This is a genomic window from Cryobacterium sp. TMN-39-2, assembly GCF_004402745.1.
GTDB lineage: Bacteria > Actinomycetota > Actinomycetes > Actinomycetales > Microbacteriaceae > Cryobacterium > Cryobacterium zongtaii.
The window spans coordinates 180,596-201,932 of sequence record NZ_SOFX01000011.1 but is presented as its reverse complement, the minus strand read 5'-3'; the positions used below and the strand labels follow the sequence as shown (position 1 = coordinate 201,932).

Below are 21,337 nucleotides of genomic sequence, written 5' to 3'. Positions count from 1 at the left end.
AGCCTTGCAGATCGGCGAGAATGGAGCCATGAGTGCTGCCGGCGAGTTCATCGACGCCACCCTGCAGCGGGAGAGCTCCTGGGAGCGCGCCGACGCCGATCGGGCCCGGCTGGGCGGCAGCCTCACCTTCTACGGCGCATCCGTCGGCGCGATACGCGGCACGATCCGCGATGCCGGGCGGCGCTACCCCGGCCTTGGCCACGACGAGATCACGGCCCTGAGCTCCGAACTGTGGGCGGTGCCGGTCTACGAGCGCCGGCTGGCGGCCGTGGTGCTGCTGCAATCCCACGTGCGAATGCTGCGCGCCTCCGACCTCACCCGCATCGAGGGTTTCCTGCGGACCGCACAGCTGCCCGCTCTCCTGGACCCGCTCACAGCGGATGTGGTGCGGCCGCTGGTCGATGCCCTGACCGGTCCGGCGCGCAGCCGGGCGCAGATCGTGCTCGACCGGTGGGCCCAGGATCCCAGCGCCGAACTGCGCCGTGCCGCCGGGCTGCTCGGCGTCTCCGGCGGCGCGGCCCAGCGTCAGGAGCACTAGTCATCAGGAGCGCGGGCGTCAGGGTATGACGACGACCTTGCCCCGGATGCTTCCATCGGTGAGACGGCGCATGGCTGTCGCGGCCTCGGCGAGCGGATACACCCGATCGATGACGGGCCTGATCGCGCCGCTCTCGAGAAGGCCCGCGAGGGTGTGCAGGTCATCCTGACGTACGACCGAGACCAGACCGGTGAGCTTCTGGGAGACGAACGGCGACAGCAGCAGGGCCCGCAGGGCCCTCTCGAAACCGCCGGTCACCCGGCCGCCGCCTTCGCCGCCGACGAGTACCAGGGTGCCGCGGGGCGCGAGCAGTCTGCGCAGCGAGGAGACCGACCGGTTGCCGCCGGTTTCGAGCACGAGGTCGTAGCGCTCGCCCGACCGGGTGATGTCGCCGCGGGTGTAGTCGACGGCCGCATCCGCCCCGAGCGAGAGAACGTAGTCGAGCTTCGCGGTGCTGGCGACGCCCGTCACGTGCGCTCCGAAGGTCTTGGCCAGCTGCACGGCATAGCCGCCGACGGCGCCGGAGGCCCCGATTACGAGCACCCGCTCCCCAGGGCCGGCGTCCCGCAGCGGGGCGAGGGCCTGCAGGGCGGTGACGGCCGAGGTCGGCACGGCCGCGGCCTGCTCGAAGCTCAGGGCCGCCGGCTTGGGCTCGAGTTTGTCGGCCCGGGCGGTCGTGTATTCGGCCAAGGAGCCCTCACCGACACCGAACACCTCATCGCCCGGTGTGAACCGGGTGACGTTGGCGCCGACGGCCTCGACGCGACCCGCGACATCCATGCCCCGCACCCGGCTTTTCGGGGCGCGCAGGCCGACGGCGGGCCGCACGAGGTAGGGAAGCCCCGCCATCAGGTGCCAGTCACCGATATTGAGGCTCGCGGCCTCGACGCGCAGGAGAACGTCGTCGGCGCCGACGGCCGGCCGCTCGATCTCGGCGGGGTGTAGAACGTCGGCCGAGCCGTAGCTGTCGTGGACGATGGCCCTCATGATGTGCCTCCAGGTCGAGTGAGGATGGGAGTTGCCGGGTACTGGAACACGTCGTCGAGTGGTCGATTGAACACCCGGGCGATCTGGAACGCCACCTCGAGAGAGGGCGAATAGCGGCCCTGCTCGATGGCGATGATGGTCTGCCGGGTCACGCCCACCCGGTCGGCCAGCGCGGCCTGGGTCATCTCTCCGTGCGCGAAGCGGAGCCCGCGGATGTTGTTGGTCACGCTCGTCGCCTTCACCATGACTGGAATCCCCGGCGGTACGCGATGATCTTGGCGATGGAGGCCAGGATCGACGAGAGCACGAAGGCCAGGTAGATCACGTTGGCGATCCAGAACGCGTCCAGCCCGGTGATGGCGAAGACCAGCGCGAGTAAGGCCCCGAGAATCACGAAGGACTGGCCGATGTGTTCGCCGAGCCGGTTGATCTCCTTGTCGCGCTGGTCCTTCCGGCCGGCCTCGTGGGGCGACAGGATGGCCGCGATGATGTTCAGCAGGATCCCCGCGACGATCGAGCCGACGATGGTCCACAGCATCGCGGGAATGTAAGCCGCCTGCTCGAGGGGGGCGCCGCCTGCGCCACCCAGCACCAGAACCAGATAGATGCCGTACGCCACTATCGCGACGACGACCATGATCCAGGCGCGTTGTTCTTCGCGTGCCATCTGCGGCTCCCTGCCTCGATGCCGGTCCGTGCCGGCGTGTAAAAGATTGTTGACACGATGAATGTATGCCCGACCAGACATCGTGTCAAGTATTTTTTACTTACCTTTTCGCGACTTGCCGAGAAATGCCCCTTGTCGGGTCGTGAAGGAGTCTTGTGCGGCAAGTCGGCGAGCTGAGCGGCTGGTGATGGTGCCGGCGGCTACGGCGAGCCGCGCTAGAGCCGGCGGGCCCAGTCGACGATCAGGCGGATGCCCGCGGCGAAGTCCGGTGACTTCGGCCGGTTGAGAAAGGCGTGGGCGGCATCCGTCAGTACGTGGTACTCGACGGGCACCCGGGCCGCGGCGAGTTCCTTGGCGAACTGCTCGCCGGAGGACCGCATCGAATCGCTGTCCGCGTCGATGAGTAGCGCGGGGGGAAAGTCGGGCAGCGAGTGGCCGCCGGGGAACGCGGACGGATCGGCCAGTGCGGCCCGGCTCCCGGCGTAGATGCGGTTCACCCCGTTGAGCAGCAGGGGGGTGTGCGTGAATCTGCGCCGGCCGCGCAGTCGGCTGCGCAGCTCGCGCGAGCGCTCGGGCAGGCTCGCATGGAAGAGGCCGTAGGCGAAGAAGACCCCGCGCAGGGGCTCGGCGCCACCGTGGGCCAGCCGGAGCACGGCTCCCGCCGACAGGCAGGCGCCCGCACTCGCTCCGCCCAGGATCACCCCGTCGCCGAACTCGCCCTGCACCGCCCGCACCACCGCGACAACGTCATCGACCGGCACCGGAAAGTGGATGCGTCCGGTCGACGCTGCCGTCCGCCCGAATCTGCGCAGCCCCGGGATCGACGTGAGCCTGTAGTCGACGGTGATCACGGTGAATCCGGCTGCGGCCAGCGCCAGGGCCACCTCGTGGGTTTCCGGCAGGCCGAGGCCGCCCTTGACGAAGGCGCCACCATGCACCCAGACGATCGGCGCCGGCTCGAGCGACACCGATCCGACCAGCGCCGTGCCGACCGGCGGGGCATACCGGCGCACCGGAACAAGGCCGTGCGGACCCTGAATGACAGCGTCAACACCGACATCCGCGTTCTCGGTCTCAGATGCACCGCGAGTTCTCCCGATCATCTGCACAGGCTACGGCCTGTGGACCCGCGCCGGGCTCAGGAGTGCGCGAGCAGCCAGTCCAGCGCCGGCGCGCACTCGGTGAGGATCGAGATGTGGCCGTCATCGGCACAATCCCAGAGCTCGGCGTTCGGGATGGCGTGGGCCAGCCAGGCCCCATGCGCGGGCGGCACCACCCGGTCGCGGCCGCCCTGCGCGATGAGCACGGGCACCGAGATCGCCGTCACGTCGAATCCCCACGGCACCACGAACGCCATATCGTCGTCGATGAGCCCGTCGGGGCCGGCCGCCGAGGCCTCCCCCACGTCCGCTCCCAGCGGCGCCCAGTCACCCTTCAGGGCGGCGTAGTCCCGCTCGACGAAGCTCGCCGGATCGAACTCCGCGGTCGCCTGGTAGTGCTCGCGGGCGGGCCGGCCTGAGCAGGCGGCGCGCAACGCGCCATCCGACGCCATGCCGGCGAAGAAGTCGAGGCCGTCGGCGTCGAAGGGCGCGATCGCGGCCAGGCACGCGGCGGCGGTCACCCGCTCGGGCAGCAGTGCTGCGCAGGCCAGAGCGTGCGGGCCGCCTCCGGAGGCGCCCATCACCGCGAACCGGTCCAGCTGCAGGGCGTCGGCAATGGCCGCCACATCCGTCGCCGCCGACCCGACGGAGCGGCCGGGCAGCGGCGTCGACCCGCCGTAGCTGGGCCGTCCGTACGAGATCAGCCGGATGCGCCGCTGGGCCGCCGCCGCGAGCAACGGTTCGAGCAGGGCCCCGGTCTGTGGCGAACCGTGGTGCCACAGCACGGTGAGCCGGGCCGGGCCAGGTTCGCCGACGGGGTCGTAACCGTCCAGACCGCCGTATTCAGCCGTCCCAGCGGACTCCCCGGCGACGCCGGTACTCCCAGCACTGTCGTGCACCCTGAGCACACGTCCGTCGGAGCGCCGCAGATCCTGCACTGACACCATCGGGCCAGCGTAAGCCGGATTCATGCGCCCGGCCGGCACGGCGCGCGGGTCAGGCCAGGCTTCGGTCAGATACCGCCTGGTCCGGTTCGGCGTGCTCGGCGTCCCTCGGTTCCGGCGACATCAGCGGGGTGATGTAGGAGAAGCCCGTCGCGGTGTTCTTGGTCATCGACAGGACGAGGTCCATGTACGGTTCGAGCGCGGTGACCTTGTCGAGCGGCGATCCCACGATGAGCTGGAAGCCGAGGCCCTTCCAGGCCGCGACGGCCCGGCCGGCGAACTCGGAGTCCGACTTCACGAAGCCCTCGTCGAGGAAGACCGGGGCGAACCGTGGCCGGGTGCGGCTTTCATCGCCGAGCTGGAACCGCAGGGCGGCGCCGACGACGAACGCGACGAGCTCCTGAGATTCGCCACCGCTCTTGCCGCCGAGCGACGAATAGGTGCTCACTTCCACCCCGTCCGGTGTGGTGCGCACGGCGGTGATCTCCACGTGCCTGCGCACGTCCAGGAGCAGGTCGCGGTCCGAGTCGGCCCTGGCGGCGTGGCGGGCGGCGCCGGCACGCCCCGGGCCGGCGATGTCGAGCTCGTCCGGCCGGCGGATGAGATTCATGAACGCCTGCAGCCTGGTGAACCGGCTCTCGGTCTGCTCGTCGGTGAATTCCTCGGTCGACCCCGATGAGAGCAGCTTGAGCTCCTTGCGGAACGCCGAGGCATCGTCACGGTGCAGCCGGCGCAGTGAGATCTGCAGCCGGTCGCGGCCGGCGCCGAACGGCAGCGTCCGCAGGATGTCGTTGATCGGCCGCAACCGGTCTTCGATCTCCTCGATCGAGGTGGTGAAGGCGCCGACGAGAGGAACGAGGTCCTGTCCGCTCCACGCGGAGAGGCGCCGCTTCCATTCCTGTCGGCGCTCGTAGAGGCCGAGCGTGTAGACGGCGTCGAGGATGTCGCTGTAGCTGGAGTATGACTCCATCGCCACGCCGATGTTGGGGTCGGGCCAGCGACTCTGGAAGGTCTCGAAGATACCGATCAGGGTGTCCCTGGCACTGCGGGCGGTGTCACGGTCCTGGCTGGACTGCTCGGTGAGCCGCTCGCGGAGGCGCTTCACGCCGTTGGCGAAGGTGGCCAGCTCGGCGCTGTCGCTCACGGCGGCGAACTGCGCGTCGAGGACGGCGGCGTGTTCGTCCGGCAGACTGACCGACTCGTCGGCGGTGATGCGCTCGAGCCTGTCGTTCACGATGTCCTGGCGGTCCACGATCGCGGCGTGCTCCTCACCGAGCACCGCGGCCTCCCGCTCGGTCTCGTGCTTGTGCTTCTGGGCGGTCTCCAGTTCGGCGGACAGCCGCGCCTCTTCGTCCTGGAGCCCGCGCAGCACGTCGCTGCCGGCGAGCAGACGTTCCCGCTCGGCCTCCTTGGCGCCGATGCGTGCCTGGGCGCCGGCCACGTCGATGGCCGCCCACACGGTGTCGAGCACGTGCTGGTGGGCATCCTTGAGGCGCCGCAGGGCGATGATCCGGCCGGCCATGGCGGAGGCCTGCCCCGCCAGGTCGTCGGCACGTTCCTTGAGCGCGGCGAGCTCGTCGGCGATCTCGGCCAGGCGCACCCCGCTGGAGAAGCCGATGATCGAGCGCTGGTCCTTGTTCCAACCGTGTGCGCCGCGCTTGCCGTTGCGGGTCTGTCCGCTCTGGGTGACCCTGGACCCCTCACCGGCGAGGTCGGCGGGGCCGGTGACGCAGAGTGCGTCCAGGCTCGGTGTCTGCACGCGGTCCTGCACCCAGCGGCTGAACAGGGAGTCCTTGAAGACCAGCTTGCCGGAGACGTAGCGGGGGTCGGGGTGTACCTGCTGGTGCGGGTGCAGCGGTACGCCTTCGAAGTGGATGCGCACGGGAATGTGCAAAGGGTCGATGGCTGCGCCGAGGGCGGCGAGGCGCGTCTCATCAACGAGCAGCACCCGGACGACAGAGGCGAGGGTGACCTCGGCGGCCTGTCGCCAGGCGTCCTCGCCGGGAGCGATGTCGATGAGCTCGGCCACGAACGGCAGCTCCTCGGCGGGGATCCCGGCGGCCTCGGCGATCATCAGGCGGGCGTTGTGCAGGTGCTGGGGAACCAGGCTGGCCCGGCCCTTGAGAAAGCTGTGCTCCTGCTTGAGGGTGCGGATCTGTTCTTCGAGGGGGTAGGCGGTGCGCTGCAGGCCGACCCTCTGCAGGTCGAGTTCCTGCTCGGTGGCGGTGAACCCGGCGAGGAACGACTCAGCCTGTTCTTGCGCGGCGGAGAAGGCATCCGCCGACTCGATGGGCGTGTCGATCAGCGCGATGCGCTCATCGAACCTGGCGCGTTCGGCGGCCACGTCGTCGCGCTTGCTGGCGAGCACGTCGAGGTCGTTCTGCAGGCCGGCGAGGGCGTCGCCGCCGTTGTCGCGCTGCTGGTGCACCAGGTCGGCGATCCGCACCTTCAGGTCGGTCTCGGCATCCCGGGCGGCACTGTGCTTGGCCTGGTTGTCGCGCCGGCGGGCGCGGTTGGTGTCGGCGGCGGTATCGAGCAGACCGTGCTCGGTGAGCAGCTGCCAGAGCACGAAGGGGGTGTCACCGTCGCGGTGCACGCCGAAACGGTCGATGAGGTCGGCCTTCTCGGTCGCGGTCTCGTAGTCGCGGTGCAGTTCGGGGAGGCGTTCGAGGACCTTGGCCTTCTGCGCCTCGGTGACCATGGCGCCGTAGGAGCGTTCGAGGTCTTCGAAGTGGTCGACGGCTTTGTCGGCGGCGGCGTAGGTGGCGGGCTCTTCGAGCACCATCGACTTGTACAGGCCGTCGACGGTCTTCACCTGCTGGCCGGCCTGGATGCGGGCCAGCAGTCGCAGCGCCTTGCCGCCCTCACCGTTGGCGCCGATGCCGAGCCGCGTGTACAGGGTCTGCGAGAACGCGGCATAGGTGTCGAACACGTCGAGGTCGGCGAACCGGTTTTTCAGGGCGCGCTTGTCGAAGCGGGCCTCGGTGACGTCGGCGAGGTCGCGCAGGTCGAGCCGGCCGTCACGGGTGGCCATCTTCATGGTCACGTCGGCGAACTTGGTGGCGCCGCGCGGCACGAAGTAGGCGCGCAGCACCGTGAACCGGCGCTGGTTGTCGTCGATGAAGGTCATCGCTATCGCACCCCAGGTGGCCGAGTCGGCGCCGCGCAGCACCTGATCGTGCATCTGCCCGGTTTCGGCCTCGCGACTGGAGTCGGTCTTGCCGCGCAGGTACGTCATCAGGTTGCGCTGGTCGACGCTGCGGGCCCGCCCGGAACCAGCGTCGTTGGACGCACCGTTGAACGGGGTGTCCGAGGGCATCATCAACGCCAGGTAGGCGTCGAGCAGGCTCGACTTGCCGGTGCCGGATGCGCCGGAGACCAGGGTGGCGCTGGCGGCGAAGTCCACCTCGTGGTGACCCTGGAAGCCACCCCAGTTGACCATCTGGAAGGACTCGGCACGCCACTGGGTGGTTCCCTCTGTGGCACCGTCCATGTGGAACAGCGGGGAATCGGTCATGAGACGGCCTCCAGGGCGGGGTCGGCAGGGTCGGATGTCCCGGGTTCGGGCTCACGGAATTCCTGGCCGTTCTGCTCCATCAGCCATTCCCACAGCTCGCCGAGTCGCTCGATGGGCAGCAGCACCTCGATCACGGCCGAGATGCGGAACCGGTCCGGATCGCTGGTCTTGAGCAACACCCGCGCCTTCGCCAGGCTGTCCACGGCCGCGGCGGCGCGACGAGCGTCACCGAACCTGTCGGTGGCGTGCTCCGGCCGGAAGTGCGCAACGTTCTCGACCAGGTTGTCCCGGTCGACGATGACGATGTCGACGCCGCTGGCGCGTTCGCTGCGGAACCGCTGGCGCAACAGCACCAGCAGGATGGTCTCCTCCCGGGTGTACGCCACGTCGTGCAGCAGGGTCGGGAATCTGTCGCCGCCCTCGCCGACGGCCTGGCGTTTGAAGGCCACCTCGTAGTGCAGGTCGACGTGCAGATCGAGGAACAGATCGTTGAGCCGCGACTTGAGCAGGCTCTGCGAGGCGAGCAGGGTGCGCCACTCGGCCGGCTGCAGGGCGGCGGAGATGTAGCGGTGCTTGAGCAGCAGCACCAGGGTGCGGCGCTGCTCAACGGTCAGGCCGCCCTCGTCCCCCTCGAACAAAGAGAAGCTCTGGGCGCCGTCCTGTTCCTCGGTGGTCTCGGCGCCTTCGACAGTGTCGTCGGTCAGGTCGTCGGTCACGTCAGCGGTCACGTTGTCAGTCATGATCAGATCCATAGTTCAGGGCAGCCAGGGCCGCGGTGTCGTCGTCGGTCAAGATGATGCGCGGCACCCTGAAGGTGCGGCGGGAGCCGTCGGGCCGCACGGTTTCGAAGGCCTCGGTGTCTGACCCCGCTGTCGCGGCCGCGGCATCCGTGCGGTCGATGGCGTCGACCTGGGTGGCGATCTGCAGCAGCCCGAGGATCTCGACAGGCCGGCGCATCGCCGGGTCGAGGTTGTTGAACGCGTCACCGACGGAGGCGGCGCCGTCGATGCTGAAGGCCGTCACCATGGCATCGCGAAGCTCGGCCAGCAGCGGGCCGCCCTGGGTGCGCATCGCATCGAGGGTAGGCGGCTCCGGAGCGAACGCCGAGACGTCCTCCAGCGGCGGCGGCGCCTTGTGGGCGCCGGGGTCGTAGAACCGTTCGCGCAGGTGCTCGAGCTCCAGGGTGCCGGGCATCAGCTCGGCGGTCACCGTGGAGCGGGGCCCGGCGGTCTCCATCCAGATCGCGAGTTCCTTGTTGATCTCCCGCAGCAACCGTTCCAGTTCGCGGTCCTTGACAACGTCGTGGTTCACGATGTGCTCGCGCAGGGTGGTGGTCAGGCCGTTGCGCTGGGTGAGCACGTCGTCCACACCCTTGCGGATCAGGCTGACGGTGCCCATGAAGCTGCGCCGGTCGGCGGCGCTGAGCTGGAGGGCGAACGGGTGCAGCATGATCGACTCGAGGTCGTTCTTGAGTTCGGCAAGCAGGGCGTCGTTGCGCAACAGCACGAACGCGCCCTCGAATGCGCGGCCCTCCGCGGTCGACGACATCAGTGTGTCGGTCTTGGAAAGATACTCGTCGAGCACCTCGCTGATCGGCCGCTCCTCGGCGCGGAAGTCGTTCACGATCTGCCGGTGCATGCCGGCGACGGACTCCTCGACACGCTTGAAATCACTGGGCAGCTGAGTGATCAGGTCGATCAGGTTGGCGTAGCCCTCGTGCATCGCATCGTTCGAGGCCGCGGCGATCTCCCCGCCGGTGGCGAGTCGGTCACGCTCGGCGGTCTTCTGGGCGATCTCCAGGTCGAGCCGGCGGATGCGTTCGTCCCGGTCCGGATTCGCCTGGGTGGCGCGGTGCCGCACGGTGTCGACGATGGTGGTGAGGCGGGATTCGCTGATCAGCGCCCGGTCGCGGGAGAGCCCGTCCACGAGTAGCAGGGCCTCGAGGGCGTGTGAGGTGAGCGAGTACTGCTCCTCACCGTCCTCCCCGGTCTCGCGGTAGAGCCACTGGTCGTTCATCCACTGCACGCACAGGGCGCGACCGTTTTTGCCGGGTACATCGCTGCCCACGGAGCGGAGGTCGGCGAGGTAGGCATCCACCTGGGTGTGCAGCCTGTCGGCCTGAACGCTGCGGCGGTCCCGGCTGAACGAGGACTTGAACACCGCGAGCACAAACGGCGCCCACTTGCGGTCGAGCAGCCGCAGGGTGGGTCGGTCGAAGGCGCTGTGCACCCGCGCTAATTCGGCCGCTATGTCGCTCACTCGTGCCCGATCCTTTCTCACCGGTCCGTCCCCGGACCTCCTCAACCGTAGTCGCCCCGGCGACCGCGAATCGGCGGCGTAGGTGTGCCGTGCGGTCGCCTGGCCCGGCCGGCCGACACGCTCAGTAGTCGCTGAGGCCCTGACCGGCTGCTTCGTCGGCCTTGAGCTTGAGCAGGGCCAGATCGACGAGAACGAACATTTCGGTGCGTTCGGCCCGGCGGAGCTGATACTCCGGGTCGAGTGCGTCGATCGACAGGCGCATCAGGCGGGTGTGCATGGCGTCCTGAAGCTCATCACTGGCCGCGTGCTGGGCGTCGCGCACGAGGCGGGCCACCTGGTCCTCGTCGTCGGCCACGGCGACCAGGGCGAGGGCGAGGAGTTTGTGCACCTTCCGGCGCAGCTTGAGCTTGTGGAGGTCCATCAGCTGGTCCTGGGTGAGGTCGTACCGCCAGGTCGACGAGGTCAGTTCCTTGCGCTGCGCTCGCACCCTCTCGCCGGACTCCTGGTTCTCCCGGGAGAGGGCGAGCATCTCCCGGCGGGCCGAATCGGCGAACCTGGCCAGGTCGTAGTCGGCATGCTCGGCCAGGCCCGCGACGATGATGTCGTTCTTGACGGCCATCCGGACCGAGGACAGCGCGATGAGCAGCCCCTCATCGACGATGCGGGATATCGGCACCCTGGCGTGCTGCGTCGCATCCGTCACAGGCCCATTTTAGTAAGTGAGAGCCACTTAGACTGCGGCCATGGGGAAAATCTGGAACGATGCTGCCGTTCGATATCTGCAGGACCGGCGGATTTGCCCCCGATGTGACGCGCGACTGACCGGCGAATGGTGCCCGGGCTGCGGGGCGGACCTGAGCGGTCCGCTCGGCGGTGAGATGGTCTCGGCCACCGGACGGGTGGTCAAGGCGTTGCAGGCGCGGGACCGCCTGATCGAGCGGATACCGACGGTGTGGCCGGCGGGCACGACGGATGGCACCGCGCCGGCACGTACAGCTCCGGCACGTACGGCGTCGGCTGTTGCTCCGTCACAACCGAAACCGACAGACTCGCCACGGGTCCCCGCGGACCCGGCCCGTGCCACGGCCGTCCCGGATGCGGGCGCCCAGGTGAGCGTGCAGTCGGTGCTCGCCTTCGCCGGCGCGGCCCTGCTCGCCGTGGCCGCCCTCGTCTTCACCTTCTTCAATCCCGACCTCACGAGCTTCGCCGTGCGCACGAGTATCGTCGCCGTCATCACGGTGGTCTTCCTCGGCGGCGCCTGGCTGTTCGCCCGGCGGGGCCTGCGCTTCTCGGCCGAGTCCGTGGCGGCCCTTGGCGTGGTGTTCATCGCCCTCGATGTCTGGGCTTTCGTGCAGCTGGCGCCGGTGTCCGCGAGCGGCTGGACCTTCGCCGCGCTCGGCACCCTGCTCGGCTCCGCGCTGCTGTTCGGGCTGGGCGCCCGCTCCGGCGTGCGGGTGTGGCTGTGGGCGGCGGTCGTGGGCCTGGCCCTGTCCCCCGGGCTGTTGGGCAGCGGCGGCGGCACCTGGAGCGCGATCCTCGGCAGCCTGGGCGTGGCCGTCGTGGCGCTCGGCCTGCACCCCGTGCTCGCGCGCCTTTCCTCCGGGCTGGGCTCCGCGCTGGGGTTCGAACGCAACACGATGACCACTCTGCAGGCGGTGGCGGTGCTCGCCGCCTTGCTGCAGTTACCGCTGCTGTCGCTGACCACGATCACCTCGCAGATCCTGGGTTATGCGGGCGTCCTGGCGGTGCTGGCCGTGGTGGCGGCGCTGGGCAGCCGCAATGGGCTGCCCCGGCTCTGGAGCTTCGCGGCGGGCGCCTTCGCGGTGGCCGCGGTGGCGATCTTGCCGCTGGCCGTGCCCTTCGGCGATTCCGCCTGGTACCTGGCGTTGATCCCGGTGGCGGCCGGGGTCGCCCTGGTGGGGCTGGCCGCGTTGCGCTCGAGCCCGGTCGCCCGCCGCAGCGCTCTGACGTCCGGCGCCGTCACGGTGCTGGCGTTGGGCGCGAGCCCCGCCCTGGTGACCGCGGTCACGCAGCTGTCCGGCGCGCTGTTCGCGCCCCTGCGCTGGGCCGGCTACCGCACCGGCGGCTACCCGGGCAACGCGTCGCCCTACCCGGCCAGCGGTGACTTCGCCTTCGTCGCAGGCTCGGCCACCCCCTCTGGATACGGGGCGGGCCTCGTCGCCCAGAACCTCGGCCTGGCCTCGATTGCCGCGCTGGCCGCCCTCGCGCTGACGGCCTGGGCGGTCGCGCTGGTGAGCCGCGAGAGCGTCGCAACCGAGGCGTCCGTGCCCGCAGCGGCCCAGACGCCGGCGCCCGCGCCCACAAGTGCGCCGTCGACGCCGATCCGCCTGGCACTGTGGATGGGCGTTTTCACCCTGCTCACCGTCGCCGGCTGGGCCGGCTTCTCGCTGACCGGCCAGGCCGTCGTCGGCCTCGTTCTCGCCGGCCTGCTCATCGCAGGTCTGCTGTTCGTCCCCGCGCTCGCCGCGGCACCGGCGACGATCAGGAGTGTGCCGGTCATCGGCGCCCATCTGCTGTTGCTGCTGTCGGCGGTCACCGGCTGGCTGCAGGAGTCGACCACCGTGTGGGTCGGCGCGGCCGCCGTGCTCACCCTGGCCGCGCTCGCCCACACCCTGCCCGCACGGTGGCGCCCGGTGTACCTCGGTCTCGGCTACGCGTACGCGTTGGTGATCGTGGCCACCGCGCTCACTCTCGCCCGCGTCGACGGCATCGCGGTGCTCTGCCTCACCGCCACCCTCGGCCTGCTCTGCGCCCTCGCCGCCACCGTCACCACCTGGCTCACCCCGCGCAGCTGGTACGCGGTCCTCCTGGTGAGCGCGGTGCCGTTCGTCGCCGGGGTGGTGGGAGTGCTGCTGGTGCGCAGCGGCTGGACGGCGCTGTCGACCGGCGTGGCCTTCGCCCTGGCCCTGACCCTGATGACCAGCCGGCGGCCGGGTCTGACGTTGCCGCTGCGATCCTTCGCGGCCGGCCTGCTGGTGCCCTCGCTCGCGGTCGTCGTGGTCTGTCTCGGCGCGCAGCTGTTGGCCACCAGCGGTTCACCGGTGGTCCTGCCGCTGATCGCACTGATCGTCGCCGGCACCTTCGCGGCCACCGGCCCGATCACGCAGGCGCTCGAGAGGCGCGGCCTGGCGACCCTCGAAGCGGATGCCTGCCGCCGCTGGATCGAGGCCTCCGCCGCGGTCACCGGTGTGCTGGCCGTGCTGCTCGCCCTCGTGCGCACCGCTGCGGGCCTGTCCACCACGGTGCTCGTGCTCGTGATCCTCGGCATTGGGGCGGCCGTCAATGCGCTGCAGACCGGCCGCCGGTCCGCCTGGTGGGCGGCCGGCGCCAGCTGGACCGGCGCCCTCTGGTGCATCTGGGCCATCCGTGGCATCGAGGTGATCGAACCGTACGTGCTGCCGCCGGCGCTCGCGCTGGTGATCGTCGGCGCGATCCTCGTGACCAGGGGGCGGGCCGGCCAGACGCTGGCCACCACCGGTCTGGCCCTGGCCGTGGTGCCGAGCCTGCTGGTGCTCAGCACCAACGGGTCCGAGGGTTTCGGGGCGGCCGGTTTCGGGGCCGCCGCGTTCGGGCCGGTCACGCCGTGGCGGGCATACGGCCTGCTGGCCGCTGCCCTGGTACTCGTGGTGATCGGGTACACGATTGTCCGCGCCACCGCAGTGAGCGGAGCGGCTTCGACCGCAACGACTCCCGCTGGCCAGGCACAGACAGGCCCGGCCCCGACAGGTCTGATCGGGCTCCGCAGCCTCATCGGCGCCACTGCGGTGGTGGCCACCCTGGCCGCGGCGGCGGGCGCCGTGCAGGCCATGCGCTGGGGCCTCGGTCTCGACGACCTCACCGCCACCGCCCAGACCGGTGTCATGGTGCCCGTGCTGTTGGCCAGTGCCACGGCCACCCTGCTCGCGGTCTTCTCCGGACTCCTGGCCCAGGGAGACGCGGCACCGCGCCCGAACGCCCCGTCGCGGTGGCGCTACGCCGCGGCCACGGCGTTCCTGGTCGCCGGCCCGATCACGGCCATCCGGCCGGACGCCTTCTCGATCGGCACCCTGGTGCTGCTCATGGTGATGATGCTGGGCTTCATGCTCGTGGTGTCGGCCAGGGCCCGCACCCGTGCGGTGTCGTTGCCGCCGGTGTGGTTCCTGTTCGTGCTGGCCTGGTGCACCGCCGTGGCGGGCTGGAGCGAACGGGAGCTGCGCGTCGAGGCATTCTCGATCCCCCTGGGCCTGGCCCTGCTCGGTGCCGGCGTCATCGGGATGCGCTCGGGCGCACGCGCCGTGCCGGCCACCCTCGGCTCCTGGCCGGCCGGTTTCGCCGGCTCGTGGCGGCTGCTGGCTCCGGGCATCATCGTCACGTTCCTACCGTCGGTCCTGGCCACCGGCACCGACCCGCAGACCTGGCGCGCCATCCTGGTGATGTCCCTCGCGCTCACCGCGATCCTGATCGGCTCGACCCGGCGCCTGGCCGCCCCGTTCGTGATCAGCCTGGCCGTGCTGCCCATCGAGGTCATCGTGGTGTTCACGGTGCAGATCGGGCAGACGATCAACCCGCTGCTGTGGTGGATCACCCTGGCCACCATCGGTGCGGTGATGCTCGTGATCGCGATCACTTCCGAGCGGAAGGGTGCCGCGGGAGGCGGCCTCTCGGCGCGCCTGCGCGACCTCACCTAACTCCCCGCGAACTGTGACTCAAGCACCAGGAACTCCGGGTTTTTGGGGCCTTTATTGCCGGCGGTGGGGGTGGTCAGGCCTTGAGTATGGCGGCGGCGCTGTCGCGGGCGGTGCGCGCCGCATCCGTGCCCGCGGCCCAGGTGAGGTAGCCGCCGTCGAGATTCACGGCGTCTCGGCCCAGCTGGGCGAGCAGCCGCACGGCGGTGTGTCCGCGCTGGCCAACCTTGCAGTGCACGATCAGCCGACCCTCGGGCAGCTCCGCCTGGCGGGCGCGGATGTCGTCGAGCGGGATGTTGACCGAGCCGGGGATGGCGGCCTCGGCGTACTCCCCCGCCGTGCGCACGTCGATCAGGGTGGCACCGGCCGCGCGGGCCGCGTCGAGTTCGTGCCACTGCACCGACGTGGTCAGCCCTTCTGCGGCGTTGAGGGCCACGTAGCCGAGCATGTTCACCGGATCCTTGGCCGAGGAGAACTGCGGTGCGTAGGCCAGTTCGAGGTCGGCGAGTTCGGATGCCGTGATGCCGCCGGCCATGGCGGTCGCGATCACGTCAATGCGCTTGTCAACACCGTCGCCGCCCACACCCTGGGCGCCGAGGATCGCGTCGGTGTCGGCGTCGACGACGAGCTTGAGCGCCATCGGCTTCGCCCCGGGGTAGTAGCCGGTGTGCGAGGCCGGGTGGGTGTGCATCACCCGGATGTTCCGGCCGCGGGCCGCGAGCAGCTTCTCGTTCCAGCCGGTGGCGGCGATGGTGAGTCCCATCATGCCCACGACGGCGGTACCGAGGGCCGGGCGCACCCGAATTCTCTTGCCGGTGATCACGTCGGCGACCAGGCGGCCGTGGCGGTTGGCCAGGCCGGCGAGGGCCACCAGGCGCTGCTCGCCCGAGATCGCGTCGGTCTTCTCCACGGCGTCGCCGATGGCGTAGATGTCGGGGTCGCTGGTGCGCAACTGGTCGTCCACCGCGATGCCGCCACGTTCGCCGATCGTGAGGCCGGCGGCCTGGGCCAGCGCGGTGTCCGGCCGCACACCGATGGCAGCGAGCACGAACTCGGCCGCCACGACGCTGCCGTCGTTGAGAGTGGCGGTGTCCGCGCCGATCTCGGCGACCTGGGTGCCCAGACGCACGCTGACACCCGCGGCGCGCAGCCGCTCGGCCACCGGGCCGGCCATCTCGGGGTCCAGCGGCGGCAGAACCTGGTCACCGAGCTCCACCAGGGTGACGTCCAGGCCCCGGTGCACGAGGTTCTCCACCATCTCGAGGCCGATGAAGCCGGCGCCGATGACGAGGGCGCTTCGCGGCACCACGGACAGGGCCGACATAGCCGCGTCGACGTCGTCGATGTCGCGCAGGGTCAGCATCCGCTCGCCACCGGGCAGCGGCGGGCGCACGGGCGAAGCGCCGGGCGAGAGCACGAGGGCGTCGTAGCCCTCGGTCGACTCCCGGCCGGTGGCGAGGTCGCGTACGGTGACGGTCTTGGCCGCGCTGTCGATGCCGATGACCTCCGTGCGCACGCGCACGTCAAGGTTGAAGCGGCTGGCGAGCGAGGCCGGCGTCTGCAACAGCAGGCTGGCGCGCTCTTCGATGACACCGCCGAGATAGTACGGCAGGCCGCAGTTGGCGAACGAGACATGGCCGCCCCGTTCGAACACCGTGATCTGGGCGTTCTCGTCGAGGCGACGGAGGCGGGTGGCAGCGGACATGCCGCCGGCGACGCCGCCGATGATGAGATATCGCTTCTGGGTCATGATTCCAGTGTGCTATACCCCATGGGGTATGTGCAAGTTGGGGGTTGAGGGTCGCGCCGCCGCCGGCACGAAAGCGTCCGGCGGCCGCACCTCATGGGTGCGGCCGCCGGACGGATGTCTCTGCTCTGCCCGGTCTGACCGGCCGCCGTCAGCGGAGGTTCGCTCCGCGCACCGTCGTTACGCCGCCACACCGCGCCGGCGCAGCACCAGAACGGCGCCGCCGGCAAGCACGAGGAGTAGCGCGAGCAGTCCCGGCAGGGCGGGGTTCACGCCCGTGCTCGCCAGGGCGCCCGGCGCGGCCTGCGACGACGTCGCCGCAGCGCTGACGAGGATGTCGTCCCAACCGATCAGCGTGCCGTCCTCGGCCACCACAACCACGCGGTGCACGCCGGGCTCCGTGCCGTTCGGGATGACGACCTGCACGGTGCCCGCGGCGGTGACCGTCGTGGATGCCAGCAGCGTCGGAGTCGAGTGCAGCCACACGTTCACCGCGTCACCCGCGAACGCGCGGCCGACGGTGACCGTGATGGTGTCCCCCGGCTTCGCGGTGGTGGGCACCGATACCGGTCCGCGCGCGGACTCGACCAGAGCGGCCGTCGCCACCGGAGCCGGTGCGGCCGGCCCGGTCGGGGCCGCGGTGGGCTGGGTCGTCGGAACCGGAGTCGGCTCAACCGTCGGAACCGGAGTCGGCTCAACCGTCGGAACCGGAGTCGGCTCAACCGTCGGAACCGGAGTCGGCTCAACCGTCGGAACCGGAGTCGGCTCAACCGTCGGAACCGGAGTCGGCTCGGTCGGTGTCAGCGGGGTGCACTCGATGCTGCCCACCCGGATCGCGTGGCCGCCGGTGTTGGAGTCGTCGGCCCAGAAGACGGGCTTGGCTCCGGCGACGCAGGCACTCTGCGGGGCCAGGGCGAAGCCCTCGTTGTTGAGGTTGGGCATCGACGCCGGTCGCTCGTACACCGTCGTGACTCCGAATCGCCCGTCGGAGGCGCCGGACTGCGCGATCTCCAGGACCGCGGAACGGCCCGTGCAGGTGTCATCGCAGACGGCCCAGAACCGGCCGGTCGAGGCCTCGAACTCCAGGTCCATCACACCGGTGAATCCGCTCGCGATGGTGGCGACGCGGGTGTATCCGCCGCTGGCCTGGTCCAGCGCGTAGGCGTAGATGGCTCCGTTGGCTTCCAGTCCGACGAAGAACAGGCCGGTGCCGTGACCGGCGTAGAGAGCCGGGTCGTAGGCGGCGTTGGTGCGCTCGTCGAGCATCCCCTGGGCCACCAGAAAGCTGTCCGGCACCCAGGCGATGGCCTCGAGGCCGGCGTTGGCGCCCACAACGGGCACGTCGGCGGTGAGGTTCCATTCCATGCTCGCGGTGAGCTGGGTTCCGGTGGCGGATGCGTCATAGCGCAGCACCGCGGGCCGGCTGACGCCGCTCACGGCGTTGTTGCGCTCGCTGGCGATGAACAGCCCGCCGTCGGCGCCTGCCGAGGTCAGAGTGACGCCCTCGGCGTCCACGTCGCCGGTGCCGTCGGTGTAGTGCAGCGGCTTGCCCGCGCCCCAGCCGGCGGTGGTGTCCGGCACCCAGCCGGCGCCGTCGGCGACGAGCTTGTAGAGCGCTCCGGTGCCGTTCTTGGCGGCCCAGAGCACGTCACCGGCGGTGCCGGCAGCGCCGGCAGCCTCGTAGGCCAGCCCGCTCATGTTGCCGCCGAGCACGCCGGCCGGGTCCACGGTGCGAACCTCGGCCGAGCCGGGCCAGGCCGCGGTGACCAGGTCGCCGGCGCAGCTGTTCGCGGCGCCCTTGGTGCTGGCGGTCGTCGCGGCGAAGTCGCCCGTGCCGTCGGCGCAGCGGCCGTAGCTGGTCGCAGCGTGCGCGGTCCACGCGTAGCTGTCCAGCAGGGTGCTGCCGTCGGCGGCGAAGAGGCGGGCGGTGTCGGCGCCGCCCAGTCCGAATCCGCCGGCCGCGTCGACGTCGATGGCGAGGTATCCCCCGGCCGCAATGCTCGTGCCGGTCGGGAGGATGACCGAGTGCGTGTCGTCGTTGTCCTTCAGGACGAAGCCGGAGACATCCGCGGCGGTCGAACCATTGTTGATCAGCTCGAGCCAGTCGCCAGGCGTGCCGCCGTTCGACTCGATCTCGTTGAGGCGCACGGGCGAGCCACAGTCGTTCGCGGCGCCCTTGGTCGTGGAGGTCATCTGGGTCAGCAGAGTGCCGCCGGGGCAGATGCCCCAGGTCGTGACCGCGTGGCTGGTCCAGCTCACCGAGCTGACCAGGGTGAAGCCGTCCGGGGCGAACAGGCGGGCGGAGTCGGCCGAGCCCAGGCCGAAGCCGAGCAGACCCTCCTCGACCACGAAGTAGCCGCCGGCGACAATCACGGAGCCGGACGGCAGCACGGCCGTGTGGGTGTCGTCGTTGTCGCGCACGATCCAGCCGGTGAGGTCGACATCATTCGCGCCGGGGTTGAACAGCTCAACCCAGTCGCCGGGCGTGCCGCCGGTGGACTCGGTCTCGGTGATGCGCACATCCGCTGTCTCGGGCACGACGCAGTCGTTGGCCGCTCCCTTCGTTGCGGTGGCCGTGTCGGCGAATTCGCCGACGCCGTCGGGGCAGCGGCCGTAGCTGGATGCGGCGTGCGCGGTCCACGCGTAGGAGTCGATCAAGGTGACCCCGTCGGTGTCGAACAGTCGGGCGGCGTCTCCGCCGCCGAGGCCGTAGTCCATGGTGGGTGCCTCGACGACGAGGTAGCCGCCGCCGGCGATGGTCGAGCCGACGGGCAGCACGGCCGCGTGCGTGTCGTCACTGTCCTTGAGCACCAGTCCGGAGGCGTCGACGGGAGCCGTGCCCAGGTTGACGAGCTCGATCCAGTCACCGGGGGTGCCACCGTTGGACTCGACCTCGTTGAGGCGCACGTTGTCGGCGACGGACACGTCGCAGTCGTTCGCCGCACCGCGGGTGGCTGCCGTGGTCTCACGGAACTCTCCGGTGCCGTCGGGGCATCGGCCCCAGCTGGTGGTCGCGTGGGCGGCCCAGGCATAGGAGTCGACCAGGGTGGTGCCGTCAGCCAGGAACAGGCGGGCGATGTCGGCCTTTCCGAGGCCGAAGCTGGTGGCGCCGGCGCCGTCCACATCAACGGCCAGGAACGCGCCGGGTTCGAGAACCGTGTTCGCCGGCAGCGCGAAGGTGCGCTCGTCCTTGTCGTCCTTGACGACCCAGCCGGAGACATCCGCCGCCACCTGGCCGATGTTGGTCAGTTCGATCCAGTCGCCGGGCGTGCCGCCGTCGGACTCGACTTCGTTGATACGAACCGAGGGTGCCGGGGCCGCCATGGCCGGGCTCAGGGTGGCGGCGAGTGGAACCGCCAAGGCGAGGGTGAGGATGGCGGCCAGGCTTGGCCGACGCCAGTGAGTGCGCACAGGAATGCCCCTTCGAGGCTGTGGGTGACGAGCCTCGGATGGGCCCGATCCACTGTGGCGATGCCAGGAAAACTTCCGGTGAACGGCGAGCGAACGCTCCTACCCGGCACTCTGCCGGAGCACCCGGCGGAACGGGATCGACGATGCGAGGACCAGCACGAGAAGCAGCGAACCGGCGAGCACGGACACCCAGGCGCCGCGTGGCTCGGTGACGGTCAGCCTGGCGCCGCCGATCGCGGCCGGCATGAGCGCTATCGCCGCCAGCGACGCACCGCTGAGCACACCGGCTACGATCCGGCCCCACAGCCGCCCGCGTCCGGAGATGGCGTAGCCACCGCCGATGCCGATCAGGGCCACGCCCACCGCAGCACCGCCGATCCCCGTCGTCACCAGCTCCACGACCGCTCCCGGCCTCAGCAATGGCGCCACCGCGAACGCGAGCGGCGCCAGGGCGAGCCACCGCCAGCCTCGGACTCCCCCGGACCGCCGCAGCGCTTCCGCCCAGCCGAGCAGCGCGCCGGCGATGGCGCCGGGCAGCAGGATGGCGCCGAAGGTGCCGTCCCATTCGAAGGTCGAGGCGATCCCGACCAGCTCGACCATGTAGGCGCGGAACCCTGCCGCCCACGCGATCCCGCAGATCGCACCGATCACGATGAGGGACACGGCCGCCGGTTCGGCGCTCTTGTCGTCCACGCTCGCCTCCACCCAGGTTGCCCCGGTCAGGTGTTCGCCGCCGACTCTAAGAGGCTTCCGGGCAATCGGCAAGGCCGACCGGCTATTGCTCCGTGCGCCTCGTGCCTATGCTGGAACGACCATGCGACTCCTCCTGATCCGTCACGGCCAGACGCCCGCCAATGTGCTCGGCCAACTCGACACCGCTCACCCGGGCCCGGGCCTGACCGAGCTCGGCGAACGACAGGCGGCCGTCATCCCCGAGGCCCTCAGGTTCGATTCCATTGACACCATATTTGCGTCGACACTGCATCGCACCCAGCTCACCGCCCGTCCCCTCGCGCTCGACCGCGGCCTGGACATCCAGGTGGCCGACGGCCTGCACGAGATCGAAGCCGGCGCGCTCGAGCGACGCAGCGATCACGCCTCCATCCGCACCTACATGGAGACAGTGTTCGCCTGGGGAGCCGGCAACCTCGATGTGGGCATGCCCGGCGGGCCGGATGGCCACGCGTTCTTCGCCCGGTTCGACGCCGACATCGCCGTGGCGGCCGCCAGCGGAGCGACGGCGGCGGTGTTCAGCCACGGCGCCGCGATCCGGGTCTGGGCGGCGGCTCGGGCCACCAACGTGCCGCCGATGTTCGCCGGGCTGCACGACCTGGACAACACCGGCGTGGTCGAGCTGATCGGCTCACCCGACGAGGGCTGGACGCTGCTTTCCTGGGCGGGGGTGCCGCTGGGCGGGATGCCGCTGGTCGACACGACCGCCGTGGATCCGACCGGCGAAGCGCTCGACGCCTCCTAGCGGGC

15 protein-coding genes are annotated in these 21,337 nt (G+C 70.5%); 3 read left to right on the top strand and 12 right to left on the bottom strand.

The features are described from left to right. Positions 1-28 precede the first annotated feature (28 nt). A complete protein-coding gene (locus E3O57_RS03030; protein ID WP_103479067.1) occupies positions 29-538 on the top strand; it encodes a DNA alkylation repair protein in 510 nt (169 codons plus the stop codon). 18 nt (positions 539-556) lie between these two features. On the opposite strand, the gene E3O57_RS03025 is transcribed toward E3O57_RS03030, so the two are convergent. The 9 genes from E3O57_RS03025 to E3O57_RS02985 all read right to left on the bottom strand — a co-directional run bounded on the left by E3O57_RS03025 (position 557) and on the right by E3O57_RS02985 (position 10,715). Continuing rightward, complete coding sequence (locus E3O57_RS03025; protein ID WP_103461020.1) at positions 557-1,525, bottom strand: NAD(P)-dependent alcohol dehydrogenase; 969 nt, start codon at positions 1,523-1,525, stop codon at positions 557-559. Continuing rightward, positions 1,522-1,770: a helix-turn-helix transcriptional regulator gene (locus E3O57_RS03020; RefSeq protein ID WP_103431556.1), complete on the bottom strand. Its 249-nt coding sequence runs from the start codon at positions 1,768-1,770 to the stop codon at positions 1,522-1,524. Before E3O57_RS03020 ends, E3O57_RS03025 begins: the two co-directional genes overlap by 4 nt. Continuing rightward, positions 1,764-2,192, bottom strand: coding sequence for a hypothetical protein (locus tag E3O57_RS03015; protein ID WP_103461021.1), 429 nt, complete (start codon positions 2,190-2,192; stop codon positions 1,764-1,766). Before E3O57_RS03015 ends, E3O57_RS03020 begins: the two co-directional genes overlap by 7 nt. A gap of 215 nt (positions 2,193-2,407) precedes the next feature. After that, on the bottom strand, positions 2,408-3,295 hold the full coding sequence (locus tag E3O57_RS03010; RefSeq protein ID WP_103479066.1) for an alpha/beta hydrolase: 888 nt from the start codon (positions 3,293-3,295) through the stop codon (positions 2,408-2,410). A gap of 35 nt (positions 3,296-3,330) precedes the next feature. Continuing rightward, entirely contained in the window at positions 3,331-4,239 is a 909-nt protein-coding gene (locus E3O57_RS03005; protein WP_103461023.1) for an alpha/beta fold hydrolase, read from the bottom strand. A 49-nt stretch (positions 4,240-4,288) separates the two neighbouring features. Continuing rightward, positions 4,289-7,753, bottom strand: coding sequence for an ATP-binding protein (locus tag E3O57_RS03000; protein ID WP_103479065.1), 3,465 nt, complete (start codon positions 7,751-7,753; stop codon positions 4,289-4,291). Continuing rightward, on the bottom strand, positions 7,750-8,493 hold the full coding sequence (locus E3O57_RS02995; protein WP_165787910.1) for a DUF4194 domain-containing protein: 744 nt from the start codon (positions 8,491-8,493) through the stop codon (positions 7,750-7,752). Before E3O57_RS02995 ends, E3O57_RS03000 begins: the two co-directional genes overlap by 4 nt. Next, positions 8,486-10,012 carry a DUF3375 domain-containing protein gene (locus E3O57_RS02990; protein ID WP_165787909.1) on the bottom strand — a complete coding sequence of 509 codons (1,527 nt, stop codon included), beginning with the start codon at positions 10,010-10,012 and terminating at the stop codon, positions 8,486-8,488. Before E3O57_RS02990 ends, E3O57_RS02995 begins: the two co-directional genes overlap by 8 nt. A gap of 121 nt (positions 10,013-10,133) precedes the next feature. Continuing rightward, positions 10,134-10,715, bottom strand: a complete 582-nt coding sequence (locus E3O57_RS02985) for a hypothetical protein (protein WP_133159749.1) — start codon at positions 10,713-10,715, stop codon at positions 10,134-10,136. 40 nt (positions 10,716-10,755) lie between these two features. Between E3O57_RS02985 and E3O57_RS02980 the strand changes: the two genes are divergently transcribed. Continuing rightward, positions 10,756-14,700 carry an SCO7613 C-terminal domain-containing membrane protein gene (locus E3O57_RS02980; RefSeq protein WP_133159748.1) on the top strand — a complete coding sequence of 1,315 codons (3,945 nt, stop codon included), beginning with the start codon at positions 10,756-10,758 and terminating at the stop codon, positions 14,698-14,700. 73 nt (positions 14,701-14,773) lie between these two features. On the opposite strand, the gene E3O57_RS02975 is transcribed toward E3O57_RS02980, so the two are convergent. The 3 genes from E3O57_RS02975 to E3O57_RS02955 form a co-directional block, all read right to left on the bottom strand. Next, a complete protein-coding gene (locus E3O57_RS02975) occupies positions 14,774-16,447 on the bottom strand; it encodes an FAD-dependent oxidoreductase (protein ID WP_103479062.1) in 1,674 nt (557 codons plus the stop codon). Between the two features lie 177 nt (positions 16,448-16,624). Further along, positions 16,625-19,855 carry a lamin tail domain-containing protein gene (locus E3O57_RS18930; RefSeq protein WP_198416789.1) on the bottom strand — a complete coding sequence of 1,077 codons (3,231 nt, stop codon included), beginning with the start codon at positions 19,853-19,855 and terminating at the stop codon, positions 16,625-16,627. Positions 19,856-19,954: 99 nt separating this feature from the next. Next, the gene (locus tag E3O57_RS02955) at positions 19,955-20,548 is read right to left on the bottom strand and encodes a hypothetical protein (RefSeq protein WP_103479061.1); all 594 of its coding nucleotides are present in this window, start codon (positions 20,546-20,548) and stop codon (positions 19,955-19,957) included. A 121-nt stretch (positions 20,549-20,669) separates the two neighbouring features. Here E3O57_RS02955 and E3O57_RS02950 point away from each other — a divergent pair, with 121 nt between their 5' ends. After that, positions 20,670-21,332 carry a histidine phosphatase family protein gene (locus tag E3O57_RS02950; RefSeq protein ID WP_103479060.1) on the top strand — a complete coding sequence of 221 codons (663 nt, stop codon included), beginning with the start codon at positions 20,670-20,672 and terminating at the stop codon, positions 21,330-21,332. Positions 21,333-21,337: the final 5 nt, after the last annotated feature.

Excerpts from the sequence above, each read along its gene's own strand:
- E3O57_RS03030 (WP_103479067.1), top strand. The coding sequence starts at position 29 with ATGAGTGCTGCCGGCGAGTTCATCGACGCCACCCTGCAGCGGGAGAGC.
- E3O57_RS03025 (WP_103461020.1), bottom strand. The coding sequence starts at position 1,525 with ATGAGGGCCATCGTCCACGACAGCTACGGCTCGGCCGACGTTCTACAC.
- E3O57_RS03020 (WP_103431556.1), bottom strand. The coding sequence starts at position 1,770 with ATGGTGAAGGCGACGAGCGTGACCAACAACATCCGCGGGCTCCGCTTC.
- E3O57_RS03015 (WP_103461021.1), bottom strand. The coding sequence starts at position 2,192 with ATGGCACGCGAAGAACAACGCGCCTGGATCATGGTCGTCGTCGCGATA.
- E3O57_RS03010 (WP_103479066.1), bottom strand. The coding sequence starts at position 3,295 with ATGATCGGGAGAACTCGCGGTGCATCTGAGACCGAGAACGCGGATGTC.
- E3O57_RS03005 (WP_103461023.1), bottom strand. The coding sequence starts at position 4,239 with ATGGTGTCAGTGCAGGATCTGCGGCGCTCCGACGGACGTGTGCTCAGG.
- E3O57_RS03000 (WP_103479065.1), bottom strand. The coding sequence starts at position 7,753 with ATGACCGATTCCCCGCTGTTCCACATGGACGGTGCCACAGAGGGAACC.
- E3O57_RS02995 (WP_165787910.1), bottom strand. The coding sequence starts at position 8,493 with ATGACTGACAACGTGACCGCTGACGTGACCGACGACCTGACCGACGAC.
- E3O57_RS02980 (WP_133159748.1), top strand. The coding sequence starts at position 10,756 with ATGGGGAAAATCTGGAACGATGCTGCCGTTCGATATCTGCAGGACCGG.
- E3O57_RS02975 (WP_103479062.1), bottom strand. The coding sequence starts at position 16,447 with ATGACCCAGAAGCGATATCTCATCATCGGCGGCGTCGCCGGCGGCATG.
- E3O57_RS02950 (WP_103479060.1), top strand. The coding sequence starts at position 20,670 with ATGCGACTCCTCCTGATCCGTCACGGCCAGACGCCCGCCAATGTGCTC.